We start from the raw sequence: 20,094 nt of genomic DNA, 5'->3' as shown, positions 1-20,094 counted from the left end.
TTCGGCAGATAACCAGAAAGATCCTCCATCTTCCAGTGCGGCAGCTTATGCCATTGCCTGAATGGTTCAAGCCGAATGAAGCTATACTAACCTTGACGTAAACGTCAACATTCCGCCAGCGCACGATCATGGAAAGATGGGGAACTTTGAGTCCGCCATCACGTTGATCTTGCATACTCATCATGAGGAAACACCAAAAGGAGGTGCACAATGTTGAACCAGGATACCGACGCCACCCGCCGTGACCCGAATGTCAAGAGCACCCACTCGCTGATCGCCAGCGACCGCGTCGAGGGCACCCGTGTCTATGGGGCAGATGGCAAGCATATCGGCTCGATCGAACGCCTGATCATCGGAAAGCTCGACGGCCGTGTTGCCTATGCCGTGCTGAGCTTCGGCGGCTTCCTGGGTATCGGTCACGATCACTATCCGCTTCCCTGGGAAAAGCTGAACTACGACACCCAGCTGGATGGCTATCGCATCGACCTGACCAAGGAGCAGATCGAAGGCGCCCCGAGCTATTCGGACGATGACGACACCTGGTACAACGACAATGGCCGCCGGGTCTATGATTACTACGGCGTGCCGCCCTACTGGATGTAACGTCGTCCGATAGGCCGAGTTGGAAGGGCTCCGCGTGATGCGGGGCCTTTTTGGTGTTTGGTGATAAACGTCGTGGCTCGGCAGCCCCTCATCCGGCTGCCGCCACCTTCTCCCCGCTCGCGGGGCGAAGGGACCATGCCTCAAGCTCTCCGTTCCCACCAACCTCTCGCATGGCACGTCCCCTCTCCCCGTTTTTACGGGGGTCCGAAGGACGGGTCGAGACCCGTGGCTCGACCCCGGTAAGGTTAGGGTGAGGGGCAGCTAGCGCGAGCCGACAACAAGATCGTTGGCCGATCGCAGAACGGTGCCGACGACAATGTCGTCTGCCCCGGTCGTCTTTGCCATCTTGACCGCAAAGACATGGCTCTCTCCCGGCAACAGCGTCACCAGCATCGAATCGACGACGGCATCCGGATCCAGCCGGTCTGCCATCAAGCAAAGATCCTTGAGGAAGTTTTGCGCCGTCACCTTGACCTGATACCCGCCGTCGATTCCGACGACACCGATAGTCAGCCGCGGTGCCGGCAAGGCAAGCTCGATATCCTCGACGAAATAATGGAAGGCGCGCCGGTCGAGCATCTGCACGACGATCACCTCGTCCTTCGGTAAGTCGGGAGTGACGATATCCTCGGGCAGCGGAAATTCCTTTGCCTCGAAGCGGTCGCACAGCAGCCGCCAGAATTCGAATTCGGCAAGCACGGTGCCGTCGAGCTTCATGCGTTTGCCGCTGATCTTCGCCCGCCAGAACAGCGTTCGTTCATTGACGGCCACCGCCGCAAGCCCGCCGCCGCGCGGCTGGATCGTCAGCAGGCGCGGATCATAGGCCGCCTTCAGCGCATACCAGAGCGGCTTGCGGCGTCCGGCCGAATCGAGGGCCGCCCACGAGGTCACCGGCCAGCAATCGTTGAACTGCCAGACCACCGCACCCTTGCAGATATCGCGATGCGAGCGCATGTGTTCGACGCCGAAGCGGATGGCGCGCGCCTGGTTGAGCTGGGTGGCGAAGTGCCAGTCATCCATTGTCCGTGGCTCCGGCAGATGGCCGGATAGGCCGCGGATCAGCTTGTCATTGCCATCAGTTGCCTTCTGATGGTGAAAGACGCCGTTCGATTGCGGCGTCAGCGGCGCGTCGTGCACGCTTTCTTCGATCGTTGCCCAGGCTGCAGGCGCCTGCCAGCCGAATTCAGAGCAGAAGCGCGGGATATAATTGCGGTAGACCTCGTAGCCGACATCGTTCCACACGTCCCAGATATGTTTGCAGCCATGTGCGTCGGCATTGGGTTCGATTTCCATTGAGCCGGAATAGGGACTGCCGGGATAATAGGGCCGGTCCGGATCGAGTTCGATGCAGAGTTTCGGCAGCAGGTCGAGATAATAACCCAGCCCCCAGCTTTCGCCCGCCTTGATGATCGGCCGCCAGCCCCATTCGTCGAAGCCCCAGATATTCTCATTATTGCCGTTCCAGAGCACCAGCGAGGCATGCGGCATCAACCGCACGACATTGTCGCGCACCTCCGCCTCGACCTCGCTTCTGAGCGGCTCTTCTTCCGGATAGGCGGCGCAGGCAAAGAGGAAATCCTGCCAGACCAGCATACCGGCGCGGTCGCAGGCCTCATAGAATTCGTCGGCCTCGAAAATACCGCCGCCCCAGACGCGCAGCATGTGGATATTGGCGGCCTTTGCCTCCTCGATCCGAGCGGCATAACGCTCGGCCGTCACCCGCGGGGGGAAACAATCGTCCGGAATCCAGTTCGCCCCGCAGATGAAGAGCGGCACGTCGTTGATGACGAAGGTAAAGGCCGAGCCATGCTCGTCGGCGGAGGTATCGAGCCGCAGCGAGCGGAAACCGAGTTCGCGCTCGTGAGCGTCGAGCAGATCGTCACTGGCCTCGCCGATCAGCCTGAGCGTCAGCGGATAAAGCGGCTGCGCGCCGAGATGGTGCGGCCACCAGAGCTGCGGCGAGGGGAGGGCAAGCTCGAAGGAAACCTCGTCTTCGCCGGCGCCGATCACCACCGTCTTGGTCACGCCGCCGCCAATTTCGGCGATGAGCTTGCATGGCGCCTTATCGCCATGCCGCGCCAGCCTGGCATGCACTTTTACCAGCCCGTCGCCGCCGGCAAGTGTCGCCGACACCCGCGTTTCGGCAAGCCGCGCCCGATCCCAGCTTTCCAGCCGGACGGGCTTCCAGACGCCCGCCGTCACCAGCGTCGGCCCCCAGTCCCAGCCGAAATTGCAGGCCATCTTGCGCATCAGGTTGCCCGGTCCCGGATAGTTGTTGGGACGGTAGCCGTAATGCTTTTCCATCTCCGCACCATAGGCGTAAGCCGAGCGGAAGGTGACGGTGAGTTCGTTCTGGCCAGCCTTCAGCAGCCGGGAAACATCGAAACGATAGGTACGGTGCATGTTGAAGGTGCGGCCGATCTCTTCGCCGTTGAGGGATATCACCGCGACGGTATCGAGCCCGTCGAAGACGAGCTCCTGCACCCTGCCATCATCCGGCATCGCCTCGAAGCTGCAGCGATAGGTCCAGTCGGTCTTGCCGATCCAGTCACTGGTGATCTCGTTGACTTCGATATAGGGATCGGGGATCAGCCGGTTGGCGAGAAGGTCGAGATGCACGCAGCCCGGCACCGTCGCGGGTATCGCAGCCGGCAGGCCGGGTCTTGCTGTATCGTTACAGGAGAGCGTCCAGCCGGAATTGAGCGCAGTCTTTTCGATCATGGCGGGCTCCTGATGCATGCCGCTTGAAGCTGTGGGATTATCTGTGGTTTGGAAGGTATCGGTGGTTCGGCATGAGATGCCTCAGAGAAACCGGCCGTGGCGCTGCAGCACCTCGATCTTGTAGCCATCCGGATCGCTGATGAAGAAGAACAGGCCGAAGAGCTTGCCGTCGCGGTTGAGCTCCACCAGTTCACCGGGCTTGAGCCCAAGCTTCGACAGCCGCTCGCGCTCGACCGCCACCTCTTCGACCGAGACGGCGAGATGGCCATAGGCATTGCCGAGGTCATAGGGCGCGGTCCGGCCCTTGTTGACCGTCAGTTCCAGCTCGAAGCCGGTCTCGGCATTGCTCATATAGATCAACGTGAAGGTTTCGAAATCGACGCGGTCGGCGACCGAAAGGCCGAAGGCCCTCTCGTAGAAACCGACGGAGCGCGCCTCATCGAGAACGCGGATCATGGAGTGGATCATCTTCGCCAAGTCTGCCTCCCATTGCACTACAGCGCCGCAGTTACGGCATCTTGGTACTCGCCCTCCTACGCCGCGCGCAAGCCGATTCTTCGGGTAATCGCCGCTTCGACCAAGCCCATGGCATCATAGATCAGCACCGCCATGAGGCCGACGATCAGGCCGCCCTGCAGGATGAAGGCGGTGTTGTCGGAAATCAGCCCGGCGATGATGACCTCACCGAGACCCTTTGCCGCAACCGTCGAGCCGATCGTCGCCGTGCCGATATTGATCACGGTCGCGACCTTCAGCCCTTCGAGGATCAGCGGCAAGGCAAGCGGCAGCTCGACCCGCAGCAGCCGCTGCGTGCCGTTCATGCCCATGCCGTCGGCAGCATCGAGAACCTGCGGCGAAACCTGCTTCAAGCCAGCGACGGTGTTTTCGAAGATCGGCAACAGGCCGTAGAGAAAGAGCGCAATCAGCGTCGGCATGGCGCCGAAGCCGGTGGCGGGAACCGCGAGCGCCAGCACCGCGACCGGCGGAAAGGTCTGCCCGGCATTGGCGATGGCGCGCGACAGCGGCAGGAAGTCAGCCCCGCTTTCCCGCGTCACGAAGATGCCGCCGACAACGGCAAGCACGGCGCTGCAGACGATCGATCCGATCACCAGCTGCAGATGGCCGGCGGCGAGCGAAGCAAGGCTGTTCTGCGTATAGACGGCAGGCGCATTGTTGCTGGTCAGCGGCACCAGCATGAAGGAAAGCCACTCCGTCCTGAACAGCAGGATGAGCAGCAAAGCCAGCGCCGCCAGGCGGAAGAGATTGGCGACGACGAGCTTCATGCCTTGCGGCCCAGTTCGAGAAGCCGCGTCATCGAGATCGATCCCACCGGCTCCTTCTCGCCGTCCTGCACGGCCGCCTCATCGACCCCCTGCCAGATCATCTCGGCCAGTGCATCACGCAGGCTGAGCGACTGCGGCAGGGCATAGGCGAGACCGGTCTTGGCCGGCTCCATGCTCTCCTTCAGCGGCAGCAGCGACATCAGCTTCAGCGCCCGGTCGGAGGTGCCGGTCAATTGCTGCACGAAGGGATCGGCGGGTTCGGTGAGGATCTTTTCCGGCGTCGAGCATTGCAGCAATCTGCCCTCGCTCATCACCGCGATCTGATTGCCGAGATGGAAGGCCTCGTCCATGTCGTGGGTGACGAGAATGACCGTCGTGCCAAACTGCTTCTGGATCGCCAGCAGATCGTCCTGCGCCTTGCCGCGGATGACGGGATCGAGCGCGCCGAAGGGCTCGTCCATCAACAGCAGTTCCGGTTCGGCCGCCAGCGCCCGGGCCACACCGACGCGCTGCTGCTGGCCGCCGGAGAGCTGATGCGGATATTTGTCGGCAAATGTTGCCGGATCGAGATTGAAGAGCCCGAGCAGTTCCTCGACCCGCTTGGAGATGCGGGCGGAATCCCAATCGAGAAGCTGCGGCACGGTGGCGATATTCTGCGCCACGGTCCGGTGCGGAAACAGGCCGTGGCCCTGGATCGCATAGCCGATCTTGCGGCGAAGCTCGGTCACCTCAACGTCCATCACATTCTGTCCGCCGACGAAGATCTCGCCTTCGGTGATCGGCACCAGCCGGTTGATCATCCGCATCAGCGTCGATTTGCCCGAGCCAGACGTGCCGACGATGACGGTGATCTCGCCTTTCTCGACGCTCATCGAGACGTTGTCGACGACGGTGGCCACGCCGTAGCGCTTGGTGACGTTCCTGATCTCGATCATGGTCATGCGGCGGATCCCCGGATGCTGTCGATGACCGCATCGAGGATGACGGCCGATGAGAAGGCGAAGAAGACGGTCGGCACGGCGCCGAGCAGGACGAGGTCCATGGCCGTCTGGCCGAGCCCCTGGAAGATGAAGATGCCGAAGCCGCCGCCGCCGATCAGTGCGGCGATCGTCACCATGCCGATCGCCTGCACCAGCACGATGCGGATGCCGGTGAGGATGACCGGAAAGGCGAGCGGCATGTCGATTCCAACAAGGATCTGTAAGCGCGTCAGCCCCATGCCGGCCGCAGCATCGCGCACCGAAGGGTCGACGCCCTGCAGGCCGACGACGGTGTTGGCGACGATCGGCAGCAGCGAATAGAGCACCAGCGCAATCAAGGCAGGCGCCGTGCCGATGCCGCGGATGCCGATCGCGGCAGCGAGCGGCACATGGGTGGCGAGATAGCCGAGCGGCAGCATTAGCAGGCCGAAGAGCGCCAGACTCGGGATCGTCTGGATGAGGCTCAGCCCCTGCAGCACGGCGGCGCGCAGCTTAGGCACCCAGAAGCAGAGGATGCCGAGCGGCAGGCCGAGAACAATGGCGATGGCAAGCGAGCCGAACGCCAAGAGCAGATGCGAGATCGCTTCGGTCTCGAATTGCGGGGCCCGGGTCGAGAATTCCTTCATGATCGAAAGGCTGTCGAGCAGACCGGAGGAGAGCGAGATGAAGAGCAGCGCCGTATAGGCTGCAAGGGCTGCGACCCGCATCCACGGCGCCAGCCGGATCTTCACCAGCGCATCGGATATGACGAGGCCGATCACGGCAAACAGCACCCAGAAGCCGCCGCCGGGCGTCATGCGCGCCACCGTGCTGCCGGGTGGCGTTGCCGCCGTCGACACGAGGCCGATCGCCACGATCAGCGCCGCAAGGCAAAGTGTGGCGACCGCGAGCCGGGCGGGGGCATTGCGCAGGAACAGCGTGGCGAAAGCGGTGAGAAGGAGGAGCACGGTCAGGATGATGACCGAAGGCTGGGGAAGAAGCTGCATCAGCAGCATCGGCTTGCCGGCGGCGATGCGGTTTGCCTTCACGTAGATGAAGGGCATCAGTGCTGTCGCCGCGATGCCGCCGGCCACCAGAACCACGCCGAGCCGGTCCAGCCTGCGGACCGCTAAGGTTTCTGCCATTCAAATCAACCCTGTCTGGCCAACCCTGTCAGCCCAACCCTATCAGCAAAGGAGGCTCCGCCCTTAATCGGGCGGAGCGGGCTATCACTACTTCAGGAAGCCTTTTTCCTTGAGATAGGCTTCGGCGACGGACTTTGCCGGCTCGCCGTCGACCTGGATCTTGGCGTTGAGCTTGCGCAGCTCGTCGGCGGTCAGGCTTTTGAAGATCGGCGAGAGCACTTCTTCGATCTTCGGATTGGCCTTCAACACCTCTTCGCGGATGATCGGCGTCGGGGCATAGACCTGCTGCACGTTTTTGTCGTCTTCGAGAACGGTGAGTTCGGCCGCTTCGATCGCGCCGTCGGTGCCGTAGACCATGGCGGTGTTGACGCCGTTCGTCTGGTCGGCGGCCGCCTTGATCGTTGCCGCCGTGTCGCCGCCGGAAAGAACGACCATCTGGTCGGGCTTCAGCTGGAAGCCATAGGTCGTCTGGAAGGCGGGAAGCGCGCCGGCCGAATTGACAAATTCGGCGGAGGCCGCAAGCTTGGCGGCACCGCCGCCGGCAACCCATTTGCCGAAGTCCGTGAGGCTCTTCAGCTTGTTCGGGCCGGCGACGTCGCTGCGCACGGCGAGCGCCCAGGTGTTGTTGGCAGGCGACGGCGTCAGCCAGACGATCTTGTTGGCGTCGAAATCGAGCTTCTTCGCCAGCTCATAGCCCTGGTCGATGTTTTTCCAGGCGGCGTCATCGGCCTTGTTGAAGAAGAAGCCGGCATTGCCGGTATACTCCGGATAGATGTCGATTTCGCCGGCGGTGATCGCCTTGCGCACGACCGGTGTCGCGCCTAGCGCGATGCGGTCCTGCGTCTTGATGCCGTTCGCTTCGAGAGCGAGCGCAATGACGTTGCCGAGCAGCGTGCCTTCCGTGTCGATCTTCGACGAGACGACGACGTCTGCAGCATGGGCCGCACCCACCGCGAAGGCGGAGAGCGAAACGGCAAGTGCGAGTTTCTTCAGCATGGAATATCCCCTTGTTAAACACCGTTGACCTACAGCGCCGCACGTCTTTCAGACGTGCAAGGACACTGTAGCACTTTGAATTTCTGCATAATTTATCCTGAAATCGGCTCCGACTTCAGGAATTATGCAGTTGCCCAAGCCCTTGGCGGGAGGCTTGCGCATAGGAAATCCGCCGGCGAAGGCGACCAAGTCGCCATCATGCCGGAATTGCGTGCGTCATGGAAATAGCGTTCATGCCCGAAAAATCGATGCACGCCCCCTCCAGTATTTGCGGTCGCGGCACGATTATGGCGGCGAATGCACCTCCGCGCGCGGAAACGCATTCCCTTTTCCAAGGGCGGCGCGATTTGTTTTTGTCCCCTTGCGTGTTTCCACGATATTCCCAGGCTCTGTTGCGGATTCCCGCCGCCCGGATTTTTCTATGATCGAACGATAGCCCGCCTCTCCGGAGGCAGGGATATCTTTTTTCCTGAACACATCATATCGTCCGGTTTTTCCAGCGCTTTCCGGAGGCGGACGTTTGCATCTTGGTGCCCTGTTCATCGCAAGCCATGTCCTGACCTCCGGTTCGGTCCGCGAGACCGCGCGGCGCTTCCAGCTGTCGCCCTCCACTGTCTCGACGGCAATCCACAATCTCGAGACCGAACTGGCGATGACGCTGACGGAACGCGCCTCAGGCGAGCTGGCGACGCTGATTGCGAGCGGCAGGGTGCTGGAAGGTCTCAAGCCGATCATGGCTGCGATCGGTGAGCTCGGCCAATGGGCCGGCCATGACGCCGCAGCCGCCGGGATCGACGAGGCCTGGGCATCCCGCATTTCCGTCAAGATCGTCACGATGGAGCGTTTTCTCGAAGTGGCCGACCAGGGCAGCATCAACCGGGCCGCCCGCCGCCTTCGCCTCGGTCAGCCGCAGCTTTCGCTTCAGCTTGCCAATCTTGAGAAATTTCTGAGGCACCGCCTGTTCGAGCGCCAGGCGCAGGGCTCGGTGCTGACGGAGGAGGGCAGGCGCGCCTACCAGATCTTCATGGCGATCAGCCAGGCGTGGAACGATCTCAAATCGTCGGCCGACGAGCGTTATCGGCGCACCGCCCGGTCGCTGCGCATCGGCTCGATCATCCCGACCGGATCGGAAAGCTGGGTGGCCCGCTGCCTGGGCACACTGGTTTCGGAATGGAATGTACGCCGCAATAACAATGCGATCTCGCTGGTCTCGATGACCGCCGACGATCTGCGCGAGGCGCTGAAGAGCGGCCGCATCGATGTCGCAATCCTGGATTCGGTCTTCGGGCTGGAAAACTTTCGGCATCGCGAATTGCTGCAGACCGACATGGTGGTGATCGCGCCGCCTGATAGTACCGAAACCAGCGTCGCCGATCTCGTCGCCGGCCACCCGATCTGCATGCCGAGCCCGCGCACCGGCCTCGGCCATGCGGCGATGGCCTTCAGCTACGAGCGCGCGCCCAATCGGCGCTTGCGCGGCCAGGATATCACCGCGGCGGATTCGCTGCCTGTCATCGTCGACCTCGTCGCTAATCACGGCTACGTCTCCTTCCTCGGCCGCGTCAGCGCCATGCCGATCGCCGACAAGGTGCGCATCGTCGATCTCGACGAGCATCTGCCGATGTCCTATCACGTCGCCTTCAACCATCGAAAAGCCGCCGCCGATGCCTGCACTGTCATCATCGAGGTGGCGGCGAGAATTACCTCGGAAACCGTCGTACACACCATAAGGCCGACGGACTCCGGAGCCAGGGAGACTGCAGCGTGACGATTTTGCTCGAAGTGTGCGTGGACAGCGCCGAAGGCCTCGCCGCCGCGATCGAGGGTGGCGCCGGGCGCATCGAGCTCTGCTCGGCGCTGGAACTCGGTGGCCTGACACCGCTGCCGAGCCTGATGCGGATCGCCGCCCGGGCACCCATTCCGGTCTACGCGATGATCCGCCCTCATGCCGGGCCCTTCGTCTTCGACGGGGCAGACGAGGAAGCGATGATGATCGATATCGATGCCGTGCGTACATCAGGCCTTGCCGGCGTGGTCATCGGCGCCAACCGGCCGGACGGCACGCTCGACATGCCGCTGATCCACCGTTTGAAGGCGCATGCGGCCGGCCTCGGCTCGACGCTGCATCGCGCTTTCGATCTGGTACCGGATGCCGACCAGGCGCTGGAGCAGGCGGTCGAGCTCGGCTGTGAACGCATCCTGACCTCCGGCTGCGCCCTGAAGGCCGCCGACGGCCTCGACACGCTGAAGCACATTTCGGCAAAGGCCGCCGGCCGCATCGCCATCATGCCCGGCAGCGGGATCCGCCCCACCAATGTCGGCGAGATACTGAAGGCGACCGGCGCCCGCGAGGTCCACGGCTCCTGCAGTTCACCGGTCGAAAGCGCCGATCCGCGCGCGGTTGCTTTTGGTTTCGAGGCGAGAAGCACGAACAAGACGGATGTCGCGATTGTCAGGCAGATGCGTAGGGCAATTGAGGCGGCGGGTTAGACTTGTAGCCTGGGTCGAGCCACAGGTCTTGACCCGTCCTTCGGACAGACATGCCGTGACCTCTCGACTCCCTCTTCTCCCCAGCGGGGAGAAGGTGCCCGTAGGGCGGATGAGGGGGCCGGCGAAGCCGGTCTTTCCCAACGTCCATGCGGGTTTCACCGGCTCGCGTTGTCTCAGGGCGTTGCGGGATAGGTTATGAGAGGAGGGGGTGTGCCATGTGGCCCCCTCATCCGCCTGCCGGCACCTTCTCCCCGAGGGGAGAAGAGATTTGCCGCGTCCTCGCCGTTCCCTTGCGCTGTTGCATGGCAGGCCCCGGTAGGGTGAGGGGCAGCCACAAGCGCAAAACGGACAGCCGTGGTATTGAACAGAACTCAGCCGCTTCAGACTGTTCCCGAAATTGCCCTAACCACCAATACTGATCACCGCCTTGATCAACCCATTCTTCTCATGCGCCCAGCGCGCGAGATCGCGCGGCGCATCGGCAAGCGTCGTGCGGTGGGTGATGAGCTTGTCCACCGGCACCAGCCCTTTGGCGATCGAATCCGCGACATGCTCGAAATCGACGCGGGTGGCGTTGCGGCTGCCGATCACCATCATCTCGCGCTTGTGGAATTCGGGGTCGGAGAAGCGGATATCGTCCTTGACGACGCTGACCAGCACCAGTGCGCCGCCATGGGCGACGAAGGAGAAGGCCTTCTCCATCGAAGGTCCGTACCCCGTCGCATCGAAGACCACGTCGAAACCGTCGCCATTGGTCTTTTCCCGGACGGCTTCCGCCGTCGCCTCGTTGGCAACGATGCCGGAGGTGAAGCCGAAACGCTCGGATGCCATCTGCAGCCGCTCGCTGCTGGTATCGAGCAGCGTCACCTCATGTCCTGCGATGCGCGAGAAGATCGCCGCCCCGAGGCCAATCGGCCCGGCGCCGATGACGAGCGCCTGTGCTCCCGCACCGGTCATCGAACGGCGCACCGCATGGGCGCCGATCGCCAGAAACTCGGTCGTTGCCGCCGCTTCGAGGCTTACACCTTTGGCGGCATAGAGGTTCTCGGCCGGAACCGAAATCTCCTCGCAGAAGGCGCCATCCGTATGGACGCCGAGCACCTTGATATTGGTGCAGCAATTCGGCTTGCCCTGACGGCAGGCGATACATTGCCCGCAGGAGAGATAGGGATTGACGATGACGGGCGTGCCGACCGCCATGGCAACGCCGTCGCCCGCTTCCAGCACCGTTGCCGAGATCTCATGCCCCATCACCCGGGGATATTCGAGGAAGGGATGTTTGCCCTCGAAGATGTGGTAATCGGTGCCGCAAATGCCGACATGGCTGACGGCAAGCCGCACCCAGCCGGCGGCGGGAGCCGCTGGCGAGGGACGCTCGACGATATCGAGCACGCCGGGCTCCCGGCAAAGAACTGCTTTCATGACGGGTCTCGCATTCCTGGAATGGAGGAAGCCGGCCTGTTCAGGCCGGCTGTCTCTTGTCGCTCAATTGCTCCGGCGGCGGCGCAGCTGGTCGAAGAACACGATCACGATGATCAGCAGACCGGTGATGATGCGCTGCCAGAAGGAGTTGACGTTCAGAAGGTTGGCGCCGTTGTTGATGGTGGCGAGAATGAAGGCGCCGATCAGCGGGCCATGCACCGAGCCGACCGCACCGAACAGGCTGGTGCCGCCGATGACGGAGGAGGCGATCGCCTGCAGTTCCCAGCCGTCGGCCTGCGTCGCATTGCCGATGGCGATGCGTGAGGCGAGCAGCACGCCGACGAAGGCGGCGAAGGAGGCAGACAGGATATAGGCAAGGTAGATCATGCCCTTGACGTTGACGCCGGAAAGGCGCGCCGCCTCGGCGTTCGAACCGACCGCGAAGAGATAGCGGCCCCACCGGCTCAGATGCAGGAAGATGAAGGAGGGCACCGCCACCAGGATGACCATCCAGAACAGACTCGGAATACTGAGCAGATCGGCGCGGGCGAAATTGCTGAAGCCCTCATTGGTGATGTTGATCGTCGAACCGTTGGTGATCAGCAGGCCGATGCCGCGCAGCGATGTCAGGGTTGCCAGCGTGATGATGAACGGCGGCAGGCCCATATGCACGATGCCGAAGCCATGGAAGGCGCCGATCGCCACACCCATGAGCAGCGTCAGCGCGATCGCACCCCAGACCGGCACGCCCGCCTGCAGCAGCCAGGCGATGATCACGGTGCAGAAGCCGACGATGGCGCCGACCGAAAGGTCGATGCCGGCGGTGATGATGACGAAGGTCTGGCCGAGCGCGAGGATCGCCGTCATCGCGCCCTGACGCAGCAGGTTCGAAATGTTGAGCGGTGTCCAGAAGCTCGGGGTGACAAGGCCGAGCACGATCCAGAGGAAGATCAGCAGGCCGATCAGCGTCAGGCCGAACAGGATGTTCATTTTCCGGCGCGGCGGCGGTGCGACGATTTCAGTGGGGGTGGCAGTCATGAATTTTCTCCCTCTTATTCTTTTGGCTCAGACGCCGATCGCTTCGCTGAGCACTTCTTCATGCGTCGCCGCGTGATAGTCATGGCTCGCGACGATTTTGCCGGCGCGGAAGACGTGCAGCCGGTCGGCCAGTTCGTAGACCTCGGGCAGATAGGAGGAGATCAGGATGATGCCCGCGCCGTCCTTCAGAAGCTTGGCGAAGAGCCGGTAGATTTCCGCCTTGGTGCCGACGTCGACGCCGACGGTCGGCTCGTCGAAGATGAAAAGCCGGGCGCCATGGCTCAGCCACTTGCCGATGACGATCTTCTGCTGGTTGCCGCCCGACATGCTGGAGGCCGGAACGCGCCGGCTCGGCGTCTTGATGCTGAGATTGCGGATCTGCTGGTCGGCATTGGCCGATTCGCGCGTGTGATTGATCACCGGCCCGTGGCTCAGCCGCCCGAACACCGGCAGGTTGATGTTGAGGCCGATCGGCAGGTTGAGGCAAAGTCCCTGGTCGCGCCGGCTTTCCGGCGCCAGCGCAATGCCGAGCTCCATGGCGGTGCGTTCGTTGCGGATGTCGACACGCTTGCCCATCCATTCGACATCGCCCGATGTCGTCGGCTGGCGGCCGTAGAGCCCGAGCGCGAATTCGCTGCGCCCTGCGCCGATCAGGCCGTAGAGGCCGACGATCTGTCCCGCCTTGACGCTCAGCGACACATCTTCGAAGCCCGGGCCGGAGAGGCCGTTGACCGTGAGGATCGTCTCGCCGATCGCAATCTTTTCCTTGTGGTAGATCTGTTCGATCGAGCGGTTGATCATCAGCGAGATCAGTTCGGCATCGTTGGTCTCGCCGATCAGCCGCGTGCCGACATGCGTGCCGTCGCGCAGCACCGAGACACGGTCGGCAAGCTCGAACACTTCCTCCATGCGGTGGCTGATATAGACGATGGTGACGCCTTCGCCCTGCAACCGGCGGATCAGCTTGAAGAGCTGCGCCGATTCCTGGCGTGTCAGATAGGCAGTCGGTTCGTCGAAGATGAGGAATTGCGTGCCGCGCATAGCCGCGCGCGCCGTTGCCACCAGCTGCTGCTGGCCGATCGTCAGCGAGCTCAACAGCGCACCGGCCGGCAGGCCGAAGCCGAGATCGTCGAGCACGGCCTGCGCCATCTTCTCCATCTGCTTCTTGCGCATCAGGCCGAAGCGGTTGACCTCGTCGCCGAGAAAGAGATTGGCGGCGACCGTCAGGTGCCGGCAGAGCACGACTTCCTGGTGGACGGCGTTGATGCCGCGGGCGATCGCCTCGTTCGGCGTCGACAGGCCCACCGGCTGGCCGCACCACAGCACTTCGCCCGCTGTGCGGGTAATGACGCCGGTCAGCAATTTGATGAGGGTGGATTTGCCGGCGCCGTTTTCACCGACGATGGCGTGGATTTCACCGGCGAGAAAGGTCAGCGTCGCTGGCTTCAGCGCCTGCACATGACCGTAATTCTTCTGCAGGCCCTTGAGTTCGAGGATAGGCGATCCGGCGGGAATTCGATTGGCTTCTTTCAGCGTCGCACTGTCATCATGGCGATGACTGACCTCTTCCAGTCCGATCATGGGACCTCTCCTCCTTGTGTCGCGTCTGCTCTCCATCCCCCGCAAAACATAGCACGGATGGAAAAAGCCGCGCCGGTTTTTGAAGCCGGCGCGGCCTGTCTGTTTTTGTTACTTGATCTTCGGGTTCAGCAGCGCGTCGATCTTCGGATCGGCCATATTCGCCTTGGTGACGAGGTTTGCACCGGTGTCGACGTTCTCTTCGACCTTCTCGCCCTTGGAGACGGCAAGAGCGGTCTTCACGCCGTCATAACCCATGCGGTAGGGGTCCTGAACGACGAGGCCGGCAATCGCACCATCCTTGAGGAAGCCGACCGTCTTGTCGTCGCTGTCGAAGCCGATGACCTTGATCTTCTCGCCGAGCTTGTTTTCTGCGATCGCCTGGCCAACGCCCTGCGCCATGATCAGGTTCGAGGCGAAGATGCCGACGAGGTTCGGGTTTGCCGTGATCAGGTCGGTCATCATGTTGAGGCCGGTCGTTGCCTGGCCGTCGCCGTATTTGTCGGCAATGACCTTAAGACCCGGATACTTGGTCTTCACCTGATCCAGGAAGCCTTCGCGGCGCTGTTCCAGCGAGCCGACGCCCGGAAGATTGGTGAGGATGACGATTTCGCCCTCTTCCTTGCCGGTGGCGCCCTTGATGGCGGCGGCCAGGCCGTCAGCGGCGATGCGGCCGCCCTGAACGTTGTCGGTCGTCAGGAACGACTTGAACGCCTTGGAGTCGGCGCCCGAGTCGATGCCGATGATCGGAACCGACTTGGCCGCTTCATCGATCGGCTTGCCGAGCGCCTTGAATTCGGTCGGCGAAATGACGACAGCGGCCGGCTTGCCGGCAACGGCGTTCTCCAGAATGCTGATCTGGCCGTTGACGTCGGATTCGGCCTGTGCGCCGAGTTCCGGCACTTTGACGCCGAGATCCTGACCGGCCTTGCGGGCGCCGGCCAGAACGATCTGCCAGTAGAAGGACGTCGTGTCCTTGACGATGATCGGGATCGTCACGTCGGCGGCAAACGATGGTGCCGGCATCGCCGTGGCGATGACTGCGGCGCCTGCAAGCGCGGTAAAGGCGCGGCGGGACAGAAGGGATTTCACGATGCTCATAAGGGTTCTCCTCTCAGGGTGCGTTCTCCTCCGAATTAAATCGGCCGCTGAACGCAGGCGGACGATTTTTATCGATAAAAAACATTTGCCAGGTGAAGCTAGCCGAGGCGCAATCAAATTGCAAGAGCGCCAAACCGGCTTTTTTGCTTTGGTAAACTCCCGCCAAGCAACTGATTTTATTCCAATACAACGATACCCTAAAATAGGGATCAGGCCTTGTCGACCTCGTGCGGATGCACAACGCCCTTTTTCAAAATCAGGTTGCCGTACAGCCGGAATTCCGTCGTTGCGACGATGTAGGTGGCCTTGCGGGCCATCGCGTAGAAAGCAAAACGCTCCACCGGCACGATGCGGAAATCGCCGGCGTGCTTGGAAACGATCTGCTGGAACTCGGTGCAGACCTCGGGCATCGCATCGGGATCGCCGACCACTTCCATCCGCCACGCCGCTTCCGGCACGAACGTGTCGAGCGGCATATGCGTCAGGATGGCCTCGGCCATGTCAGTGGCGCTGACGCCGTCGGCGCGAATGACCGGCGGGCCCATCGAGCCCGAGGGAAAATTGGCGTCCGATATGACGATGTCGTCGCCATGTCCCATGGTCTTCAAAGCATGGAGCAGGTCGGGGCCAAGCAGCGGATGAATACCCTTGAGCATAATCTCTCCTCAGACTCGGACGGCTTCGGCGCCGAGCGGCGGCGCGACCAGCGTATAGGGTTCGAATTCGGCATAGATCTCGTCGGCAAGCCGCGGCTCGACGATCTCCATATTGCGCGTCAGGCTCGAGGGCTTCGCCGTGCCGATCAGCACCGATGCGACGATCGGCTCACGCAGCGGAAACTGCAGGGCGGGCGCTGCCAGCGGCACGCCGTGGCTCTTGGCGATCGCCTCCATGGCGCCGACCTTGGCAAGCACGTCGTCATCAGCCGGCATATAGTCGAAATGCGAACCCGGCACCGGGCCGGTTGCGAGAATGCCCGAGTTGAAGACGCCGCCGACGACGAGCGAGGTGCCCTTCTGACGGCAGAGCGGCAGCAGTTCGGCGACGGCGGAGCGGTCGAGCAGCGTGTATCGGCCGGCCATCAGGATGCAGTCGAGATCGGAATGGCGCATGACGTCGAGGCAGACGGGCACTTCGTTGACGCCGAGGCCGAAGGCGGAGATCGCGCCAGACGACTTGAGTTCCTCCAGCGCCTTCACGCCGGAATCGAGAAACTGCTTCTGGTGGACCGCGTTCTTCGCTGCGCCATGCGTGTAGACGCCGAGATCGTGCACATAGAGAATATCGATGCGGTTGAGGCCGAGGCGCGCATAGCTGAATTCGACCGAGCGCATGATGCCGTCATAGGAATAGTCGTAATCGGCATCGAAGGAGAGCGGGTCGACATAGCTGTAATCAGGCACGGTGCCTGTCGGCACCGGCCGAAGCAGCCGGCCGACCTTGGTGGAAAGCACGTAACTGCCATCCGGCTGGTCGCGCAGGAAATCGCCGACCCGCCGCTCGGCAAGGCCGAGCCCATACCAGGGGGCCACGTCGAAATAGCGGATGCCGCTATCCCAGGCCGCCTGCAGCGTGTCCATCGCCACCTCGCGCGGACAGGCGCGGTAGAGACCGCCGAGAGCGGCGGCACCGAAACTGATTTCGGTCACCTCCAGCTTGGTCTTGCCGATCCGTCTCGTCTTCATCATGCCTCCTCGCGAAGAACTTGAATTTTTGTTAAAAACAAAAGCTTACAGCGTCGCACCCAGATGCCACGGCACGAATTCATTGTCGCCGTAGCCGAAGAGCTCGCTCTTGGTCTTCTTGCCTGATGCCGTATCGACGATGAGGTCGAAGATCTCGCGGCCCTTGCCGCTGATCGTCGCGTCACCCGTGGCGATCGTGCCGCAATCGATATCCATATCCTCTTCCATCGAGGCAAAGAGCGCCGAATTGCTGGAAAGCTTCAGCGACGGCGCCGGCCGACAGCCGAAGCAACTGCCGCGGCCCGTGGTGAAGGCGATCATGTTTGCCCCGCCGGCCACCTGGCCGGTCGCCGAGACCGGGTCGTAGCCGGGTGTGTCCATGAAGACGAGACCGGGGGCCGTGACGCGCTCGGCATAACCATAAACCGCCGTCAGCGGCGAACGCCCGCCCTTGGCGACGGCGCCGAGCGACTTTTCGAGGATGGTTGTGAGACCACCGCGCTTGTTGCCGGGCGACGGGTTGTTGTCGAGCGAGGCGCCGTGCAGGGCGACGTAATCTTCCCACCAGGCGATTTTGTCGTCGAGCTTCTTTGCCACCTCGTCACTGACGGCGCGGCTGCGCAGCAGATGTTCGGCGCCATAGATTTCGGAGGTTTCCGACAGGATCGCCGTGCCGCCGGCCGCCGCCAGCAGATCGGCCGCGACACCCAGCGCCGGATTGGCGGTGATGCCGGAAAAGCCGTCGGAGCCGCCGCATTGCAGGCCGATGATGATCTCACCGATCGACATCGGCACGCGTTTTTCCTTGCCGACATCGGCGGCGATTTCGCGCAGCATGCCCATGGCGCGCTCGACCGCGCGGCGCGAACCGCCGGCATCCTGGATGTTGAAATGCCGCTTCGACGCGCCCGCACCGCTCTGGCCATACAGCGTCAGCTGATTGACCTCGCAGCCGAGGCCGATCATCAGCACGCCGCCGAAATTCACATGTCTTGTATAGCCGGCCAGCGTCCGGTGCAGCACGTTCATGCCGTCGCCGGTCGAACTCATGCCGCAGCCCTGGTCGTGCACGATCGGCACGAAACCGTCGATGCCTTCATAATGCGGCAGGATCGTCCGGTTCGCCTCATCGGCGATTGCCCGGCAGACCGTGGTGGAACAGTTCACGCTGGCGATGATGCCGATGTAGTTGCGGGTCGCTGCCCGCCCGTCGGCGCGGCGATAGCCCATGAAGGTGCGCCCCACGTCGTCGGCCGTCGCCGTTTCCGGCGCCGAATTGGCGGTTGCCGCCAGCCGGTCGTTTTCGAAATGCAGGTTGTGGCTGTGCACATGGTCGCCGGCCTTGACCTCGGCCGTGGTGCGGCCGATCGCCTGTCCGTATTTGACCACGGGCGACCCGAGCGGAATATCCGCGATCGCCACCTTGTGGCCGGGGTCGATCTTCTCACGGGTCTGAATGCCGGCAACCGTCGAACCCGGCGCGATTGCCGCCGTTGCAACAGCGACATTGTCGCCGGCCGAAAGGATGATCCAAGGCAGTTTGTCCAAGTCTCTATCTCCCTAAAGCATGATACCGAAAAGTGTCAGCGGTTTTCGGACGACATCGTGCTCTAACTCTTTAATTTAGAACAGGATTCAGATTTTTAGGCCATCCCACCTAAAATCATCCTGTTCTAGCGAAAGGCTCGCTACATCGGCGAAAGCGCATTGATTTTGTTTTTTATCTACAATAAACATTTTCAAGTCAACGGGAATATTGATCCTGTGGACGAGGGAGGCAATGAGCCGCAGGCGACCGGAAATAAGCTAAAGGTCGTTTGAACAAGCCCCGGTCCGCTCCGTCCTGCTTTGAAGCGGGGCGACGGTCACGAGGGCGGAAAGCGGGGTCTGGTGGCAAGGCAGAATACGGTCTTCAAGGAAGCCTATAACAGGTATGCCGTAGCCCTGCGCACGGATACGGCGCTGCCCTCGGAACCGGAGATCGCCGCCCAGCTCGGCGTCAGCCGCTCGACGGCGCGCGCCATCCTGACGCGGCTGAGCGAAGAAGGCATCATCCGCTGGAACAAGCGCCAGAAGATCGTGCTGCGACAACCCACAGACCATGACCTCTTTCCCTCCGAGGAAACTGACTCCCTCCACGATATCATCGAGCGCAGCTTCATGCAGCGCATCCTTGCCGATGATGCAGCACCTGGCATGCAGATCAACGAGCTGGAGCTGGCCCGCGAGATCGGCACCGGCACGACCAGCGTGCGCGAATTCCTGATCCGCTTCTCCCGCTTCGGCCTCATCGAGAAACGGCCGAACAGCCACTGGACGCTCAAAGGGTTCACCCGCGAATTCGCCCTCGAACTTGCCGATGTGCGCGAGATGTTCGAGCTGCATTCCGCCGCCGAATTCGGCCGGCTTCCCAGGGATAATCAGAGCTGGGCCGATCTTGCCGCCATCCGCGACGAACATCACGCCATGCTGGCCGACATCAACCAGCGCTTCAAGGATTTCTCCGTCCTCGACGAGCGCTTCCACTTGCTGATCCACCGCGCCTCGAAAAACCGCTTCATCGCCGATTTCTACGATGCGATCGCCATCGTGTTCCACTATCACTACCAGTGGAACAAGACGGCCGCCCGCCAGCGCAACGAGCGCGCCATCCACGAACATCTGGATTATATCTCAGCGCTCGAATCCGGCGACCAGGCCGCGATCGACGCCGCCTGCCGCGCGCATCTGCACTCCGCCCGCCAGACCCTGCTGCAATCCCTGCCGCAGGTCGCGACGGAGAGCGCGTGAGGAGCGTAAGCGAAGGGCGACAAAAGTCGTGCCGTGCAGCCCCCTCATCCGACCCTTCGGGCCACCTTCTCCCCGAGGGGAGAAGAGGCAGCAAGGCGCGCCGACACTGCCCAAACGAACGGCCTGCTTAAAGGCACTCCATCCAATGGAGTCGATGGCGACGCCGCGATCTCCCCTTCTCCCCAGCGGGGAGAAGGTGGCCCGAAGGGTCGGATGAGGGGGCCACAGGCACGACATCAACGACGATTAGCCCATCCTGATGCAGCGTCGCTGCAAATGTCCG

17 protein-coding genes are annotated in these 20,094 nt (G+C 62.4%); 4 read left to right on the top strand and 13 right to left on the bottom strand.

Annotation, left to right across the window (positions count from 1 at the left end):
- Positions 1-210: 210 nt before the first annotated feature.
- The gene (locus tag FFM53_RS10685; protein ID WP_011650296.1) at positions 211-603 is read left to right on the top strand and encodes a PRC-barrel domain-containing protein; all 393 of its coding nucleotides are present in this window, start codon (positions 211-213) and stop codon (positions 601-603) included.
- 261 nt (positions 604-864) lie between these two features.
- Here the strand turns inward: FFM53_RS10685 and FFM53_RS10680 are convergent, their stop codons facing one another.
- The 6 genes from FFM53_RS10680 to osmF all read right to left on the bottom strand — a co-directional run bounded on the left by FFM53_RS10680 (position 865) and on the right by osmF (position 7,707).
- Positions 865-3,324: a glycoside hydrolase family 2 protein gene (locus FFM53_RS10680; RefSeq protein ID WP_138388260.1), complete on the bottom strand. Its 2,460-nt coding sequence runs from the start codon at positions 3,322-3,324 to the stop codon at positions 865-867.
- 81 nt (positions 3,325-3,405) lie between these two features.
- A complete protein-coding gene (locus FFM53_RS10675; RefSeq protein WP_138332389.1) occupies positions 3,406-3,801 on the bottom strand; it encodes a VOC family protein in 396 nt (131 codons plus the stop codon).
- Between the two features lie 56 nt (positions 3,802-3,857).
- On the bottom strand, positions 3,858-4,607 hold the full coding sequence (locus tag FFM53_RS10670; protein WP_138332390.1) for an ABC transporter permease: 750 nt from the start codon (positions 4,605-4,607) through the stop codon (positions 3,858-3,860).
- Positions 4,604-5,548 carry an ABC transporter ATP-binding protein gene (locus tag FFM53_RS10665; RefSeq protein ID WP_138388258.1) on the bottom strand — a complete coding sequence of 315 codons (945 nt, stop codon included), beginning with the start codon at positions 5,546-5,548 and terminating at the stop codon, positions 4,604-4,606. Before FFM53_RS10665 ends, FFM53_RS10670 begins: the two co-directional genes overlap by 4 nt.
- Positions 5,545-6,711, bottom strand: coding sequence for an ABC transporter permease (locus tag FFM53_RS10660; RefSeq protein ID WP_138388256.1), 1,167 nt, complete (start codon positions 6,709-6,711; stop codon positions 5,545-5,547). The genes FFM53_RS10665 and FFM53_RS10660 overlap by 4 nt, the downstream gene beginning before the upstream one ends.
- An 87-nt stretch (positions 6,712-6,798) precedes the next feature.
- Positions 6,799-7,707 (bottom strand): glycine betaine ABC transporter substrate-binding protein OsmF, encoded by a 909-nt coding sequence (osmF, locus tag FFM53_RS10655; RefSeq protein ID WP_138388254.1) that lies wholly within the window; start codon positions 7,705-7,707, stop codon positions 6,799-6,801.
- A gap of 520 nt (positions 7,708-8,227) precedes the next feature.
- Between osmF and FFM53_RS10650 the strand changes: the two genes are divergently transcribed.
- Both FFM53_RS10650 and FFM53_RS10645 read left to right on the top strand, forming a co-directional pair.
- Positions 8,228-9,475, top strand: a complete 1,248-nt coding sequence (locus FFM53_RS10650) for a LysR family transcriptional regulator (RefSeq protein ID WP_138388250.1) — start codon at positions 8,228-8,230, stop codon at positions 9,473-9,475.
- Positions 9,472-10,197: a copper homeostasis protein CutC gene (locus FFM53_RS10645; protein WP_138388248.1), complete on the top strand. Its 726-nt coding sequence runs from the start codon at positions 9,472-9,474 to the stop codon at positions 10,195-10,197. The genes FFM53_RS10650 and FFM53_RS10645 overlap by 4 nt, the downstream gene beginning before the upstream one ends.
- Before the next feature lie 402 nt (positions 10,198-10,599).
- On the opposite strand, the gene FFM53_RS10640 is transcribed toward FFM53_RS10645, so the two are convergent.
- From FFM53_RS10640 to FFM53_RS10610, 7 genes are all read right to left on the bottom strand, one after another.
- Positions 10,600-11,619: a zinc-binding alcohol dehydrogenase family protein gene (locus FFM53_RS10640; RefSeq protein WP_138388246.1), complete on the bottom strand. Its 1,020-nt coding sequence runs from the start codon at positions 11,617-11,619 to the stop codon at positions 10,600-10,602.
- A 63-nt stretch (positions 11,620-11,682) separates the two neighbouring features.
- The gene (locus tag FFM53_RS10635; protein WP_138332396.1) at positions 11,683-12,657 is read right to left on the bottom strand and encodes an ABC transporter permease; all 975 of its coding nucleotides are present in this window, start codon (positions 12,655-12,657) and stop codon (positions 11,683-11,685) included.
- A gap of 27 nt (positions 12,658-12,684) precedes the next feature.
- A complete protein-coding gene (locus FFM53_RS10630) occupies positions 12,685-14,238 on the bottom strand; it encodes a sugar ABC transporter ATP-binding protein (protein ID WP_138332397.1) in 1,554 nt (517 codons plus the stop codon).
- A gap of 108 nt (positions 14,239-14,346) precedes the next feature.
- A complete protein-coding gene (locus tag FFM53_RS10625) occupies positions 14,347-15,336 on the bottom strand; it encodes an ABC transporter substrate-binding protein (protein WP_138388244.1) in 990 nt (329 codons plus the stop codon).
- 209 nt (positions 15,337-15,545) lie between these two features.
- Positions 15,546-15,992, bottom strand: a complete 447-nt coding sequence (locus FFM53_RS10620) for an RbsD/FucU family protein (protein WP_138388242.1) — start codon at positions 15,990-15,992, stop codon at positions 15,546-15,548.
- 9 nt (positions 15,993-16,001) lie between these two features.
- Positions 16,002-17,021 carry an aldo/keto reductase gene (locus tag FFM53_RS10615; protein WP_138388240.1) on the bottom strand — a complete coding sequence of 340 codons (1,020 nt, stop codon included), beginning with the start codon at positions 17,019-17,021 and terminating at the stop codon, positions 16,002-16,004.
- A 45-nt stretch (positions 17,022-17,066) separates the two neighbouring features.
- Positions 17,067-18,569 (bottom strand): UxaA family hydrolase, encoded by a 1,503-nt coding sequence (locus FFM53_RS10610; RefSeq protein ID WP_062940023.1) that lies wholly within the window; start codon positions 18,567-18,569, stop codon positions 17,067-17,069.
- Positions 18,570-18,911: 342 nt separating this feature from the next.
- Between FFM53_RS10610 and FFM53_RS10605 the strand changes: the two genes are divergently transcribed.
- The gene (locus tag FFM53_RS10605) at positions 18,912-19,811 is read left to right on the top strand and encodes a GntR family transcriptional regulator (RefSeq protein WP_138388238.1); all 900 of its coding nucleotides are present in this window, start codon (positions 18,912-18,914) and stop codon (positions 19,809-19,811) included.
- The last annotated feature ends 283 nt before the right edge of the window (positions 19,812-20,094 follow it).

The sequence above is a fragment of the Rhizobium indicum genome, from assembly GCF_005862305.2.
GTDB classification, from domain to species: Bacteria; Pseudomonadota; Alphaproteobacteria; order Rhizobiales; family Rhizobiaceae; genus Rhizobium; species Rhizobium indicum.
This window is presented reverse-complemented; position numbering and strand designations above follow the sequence as displayed.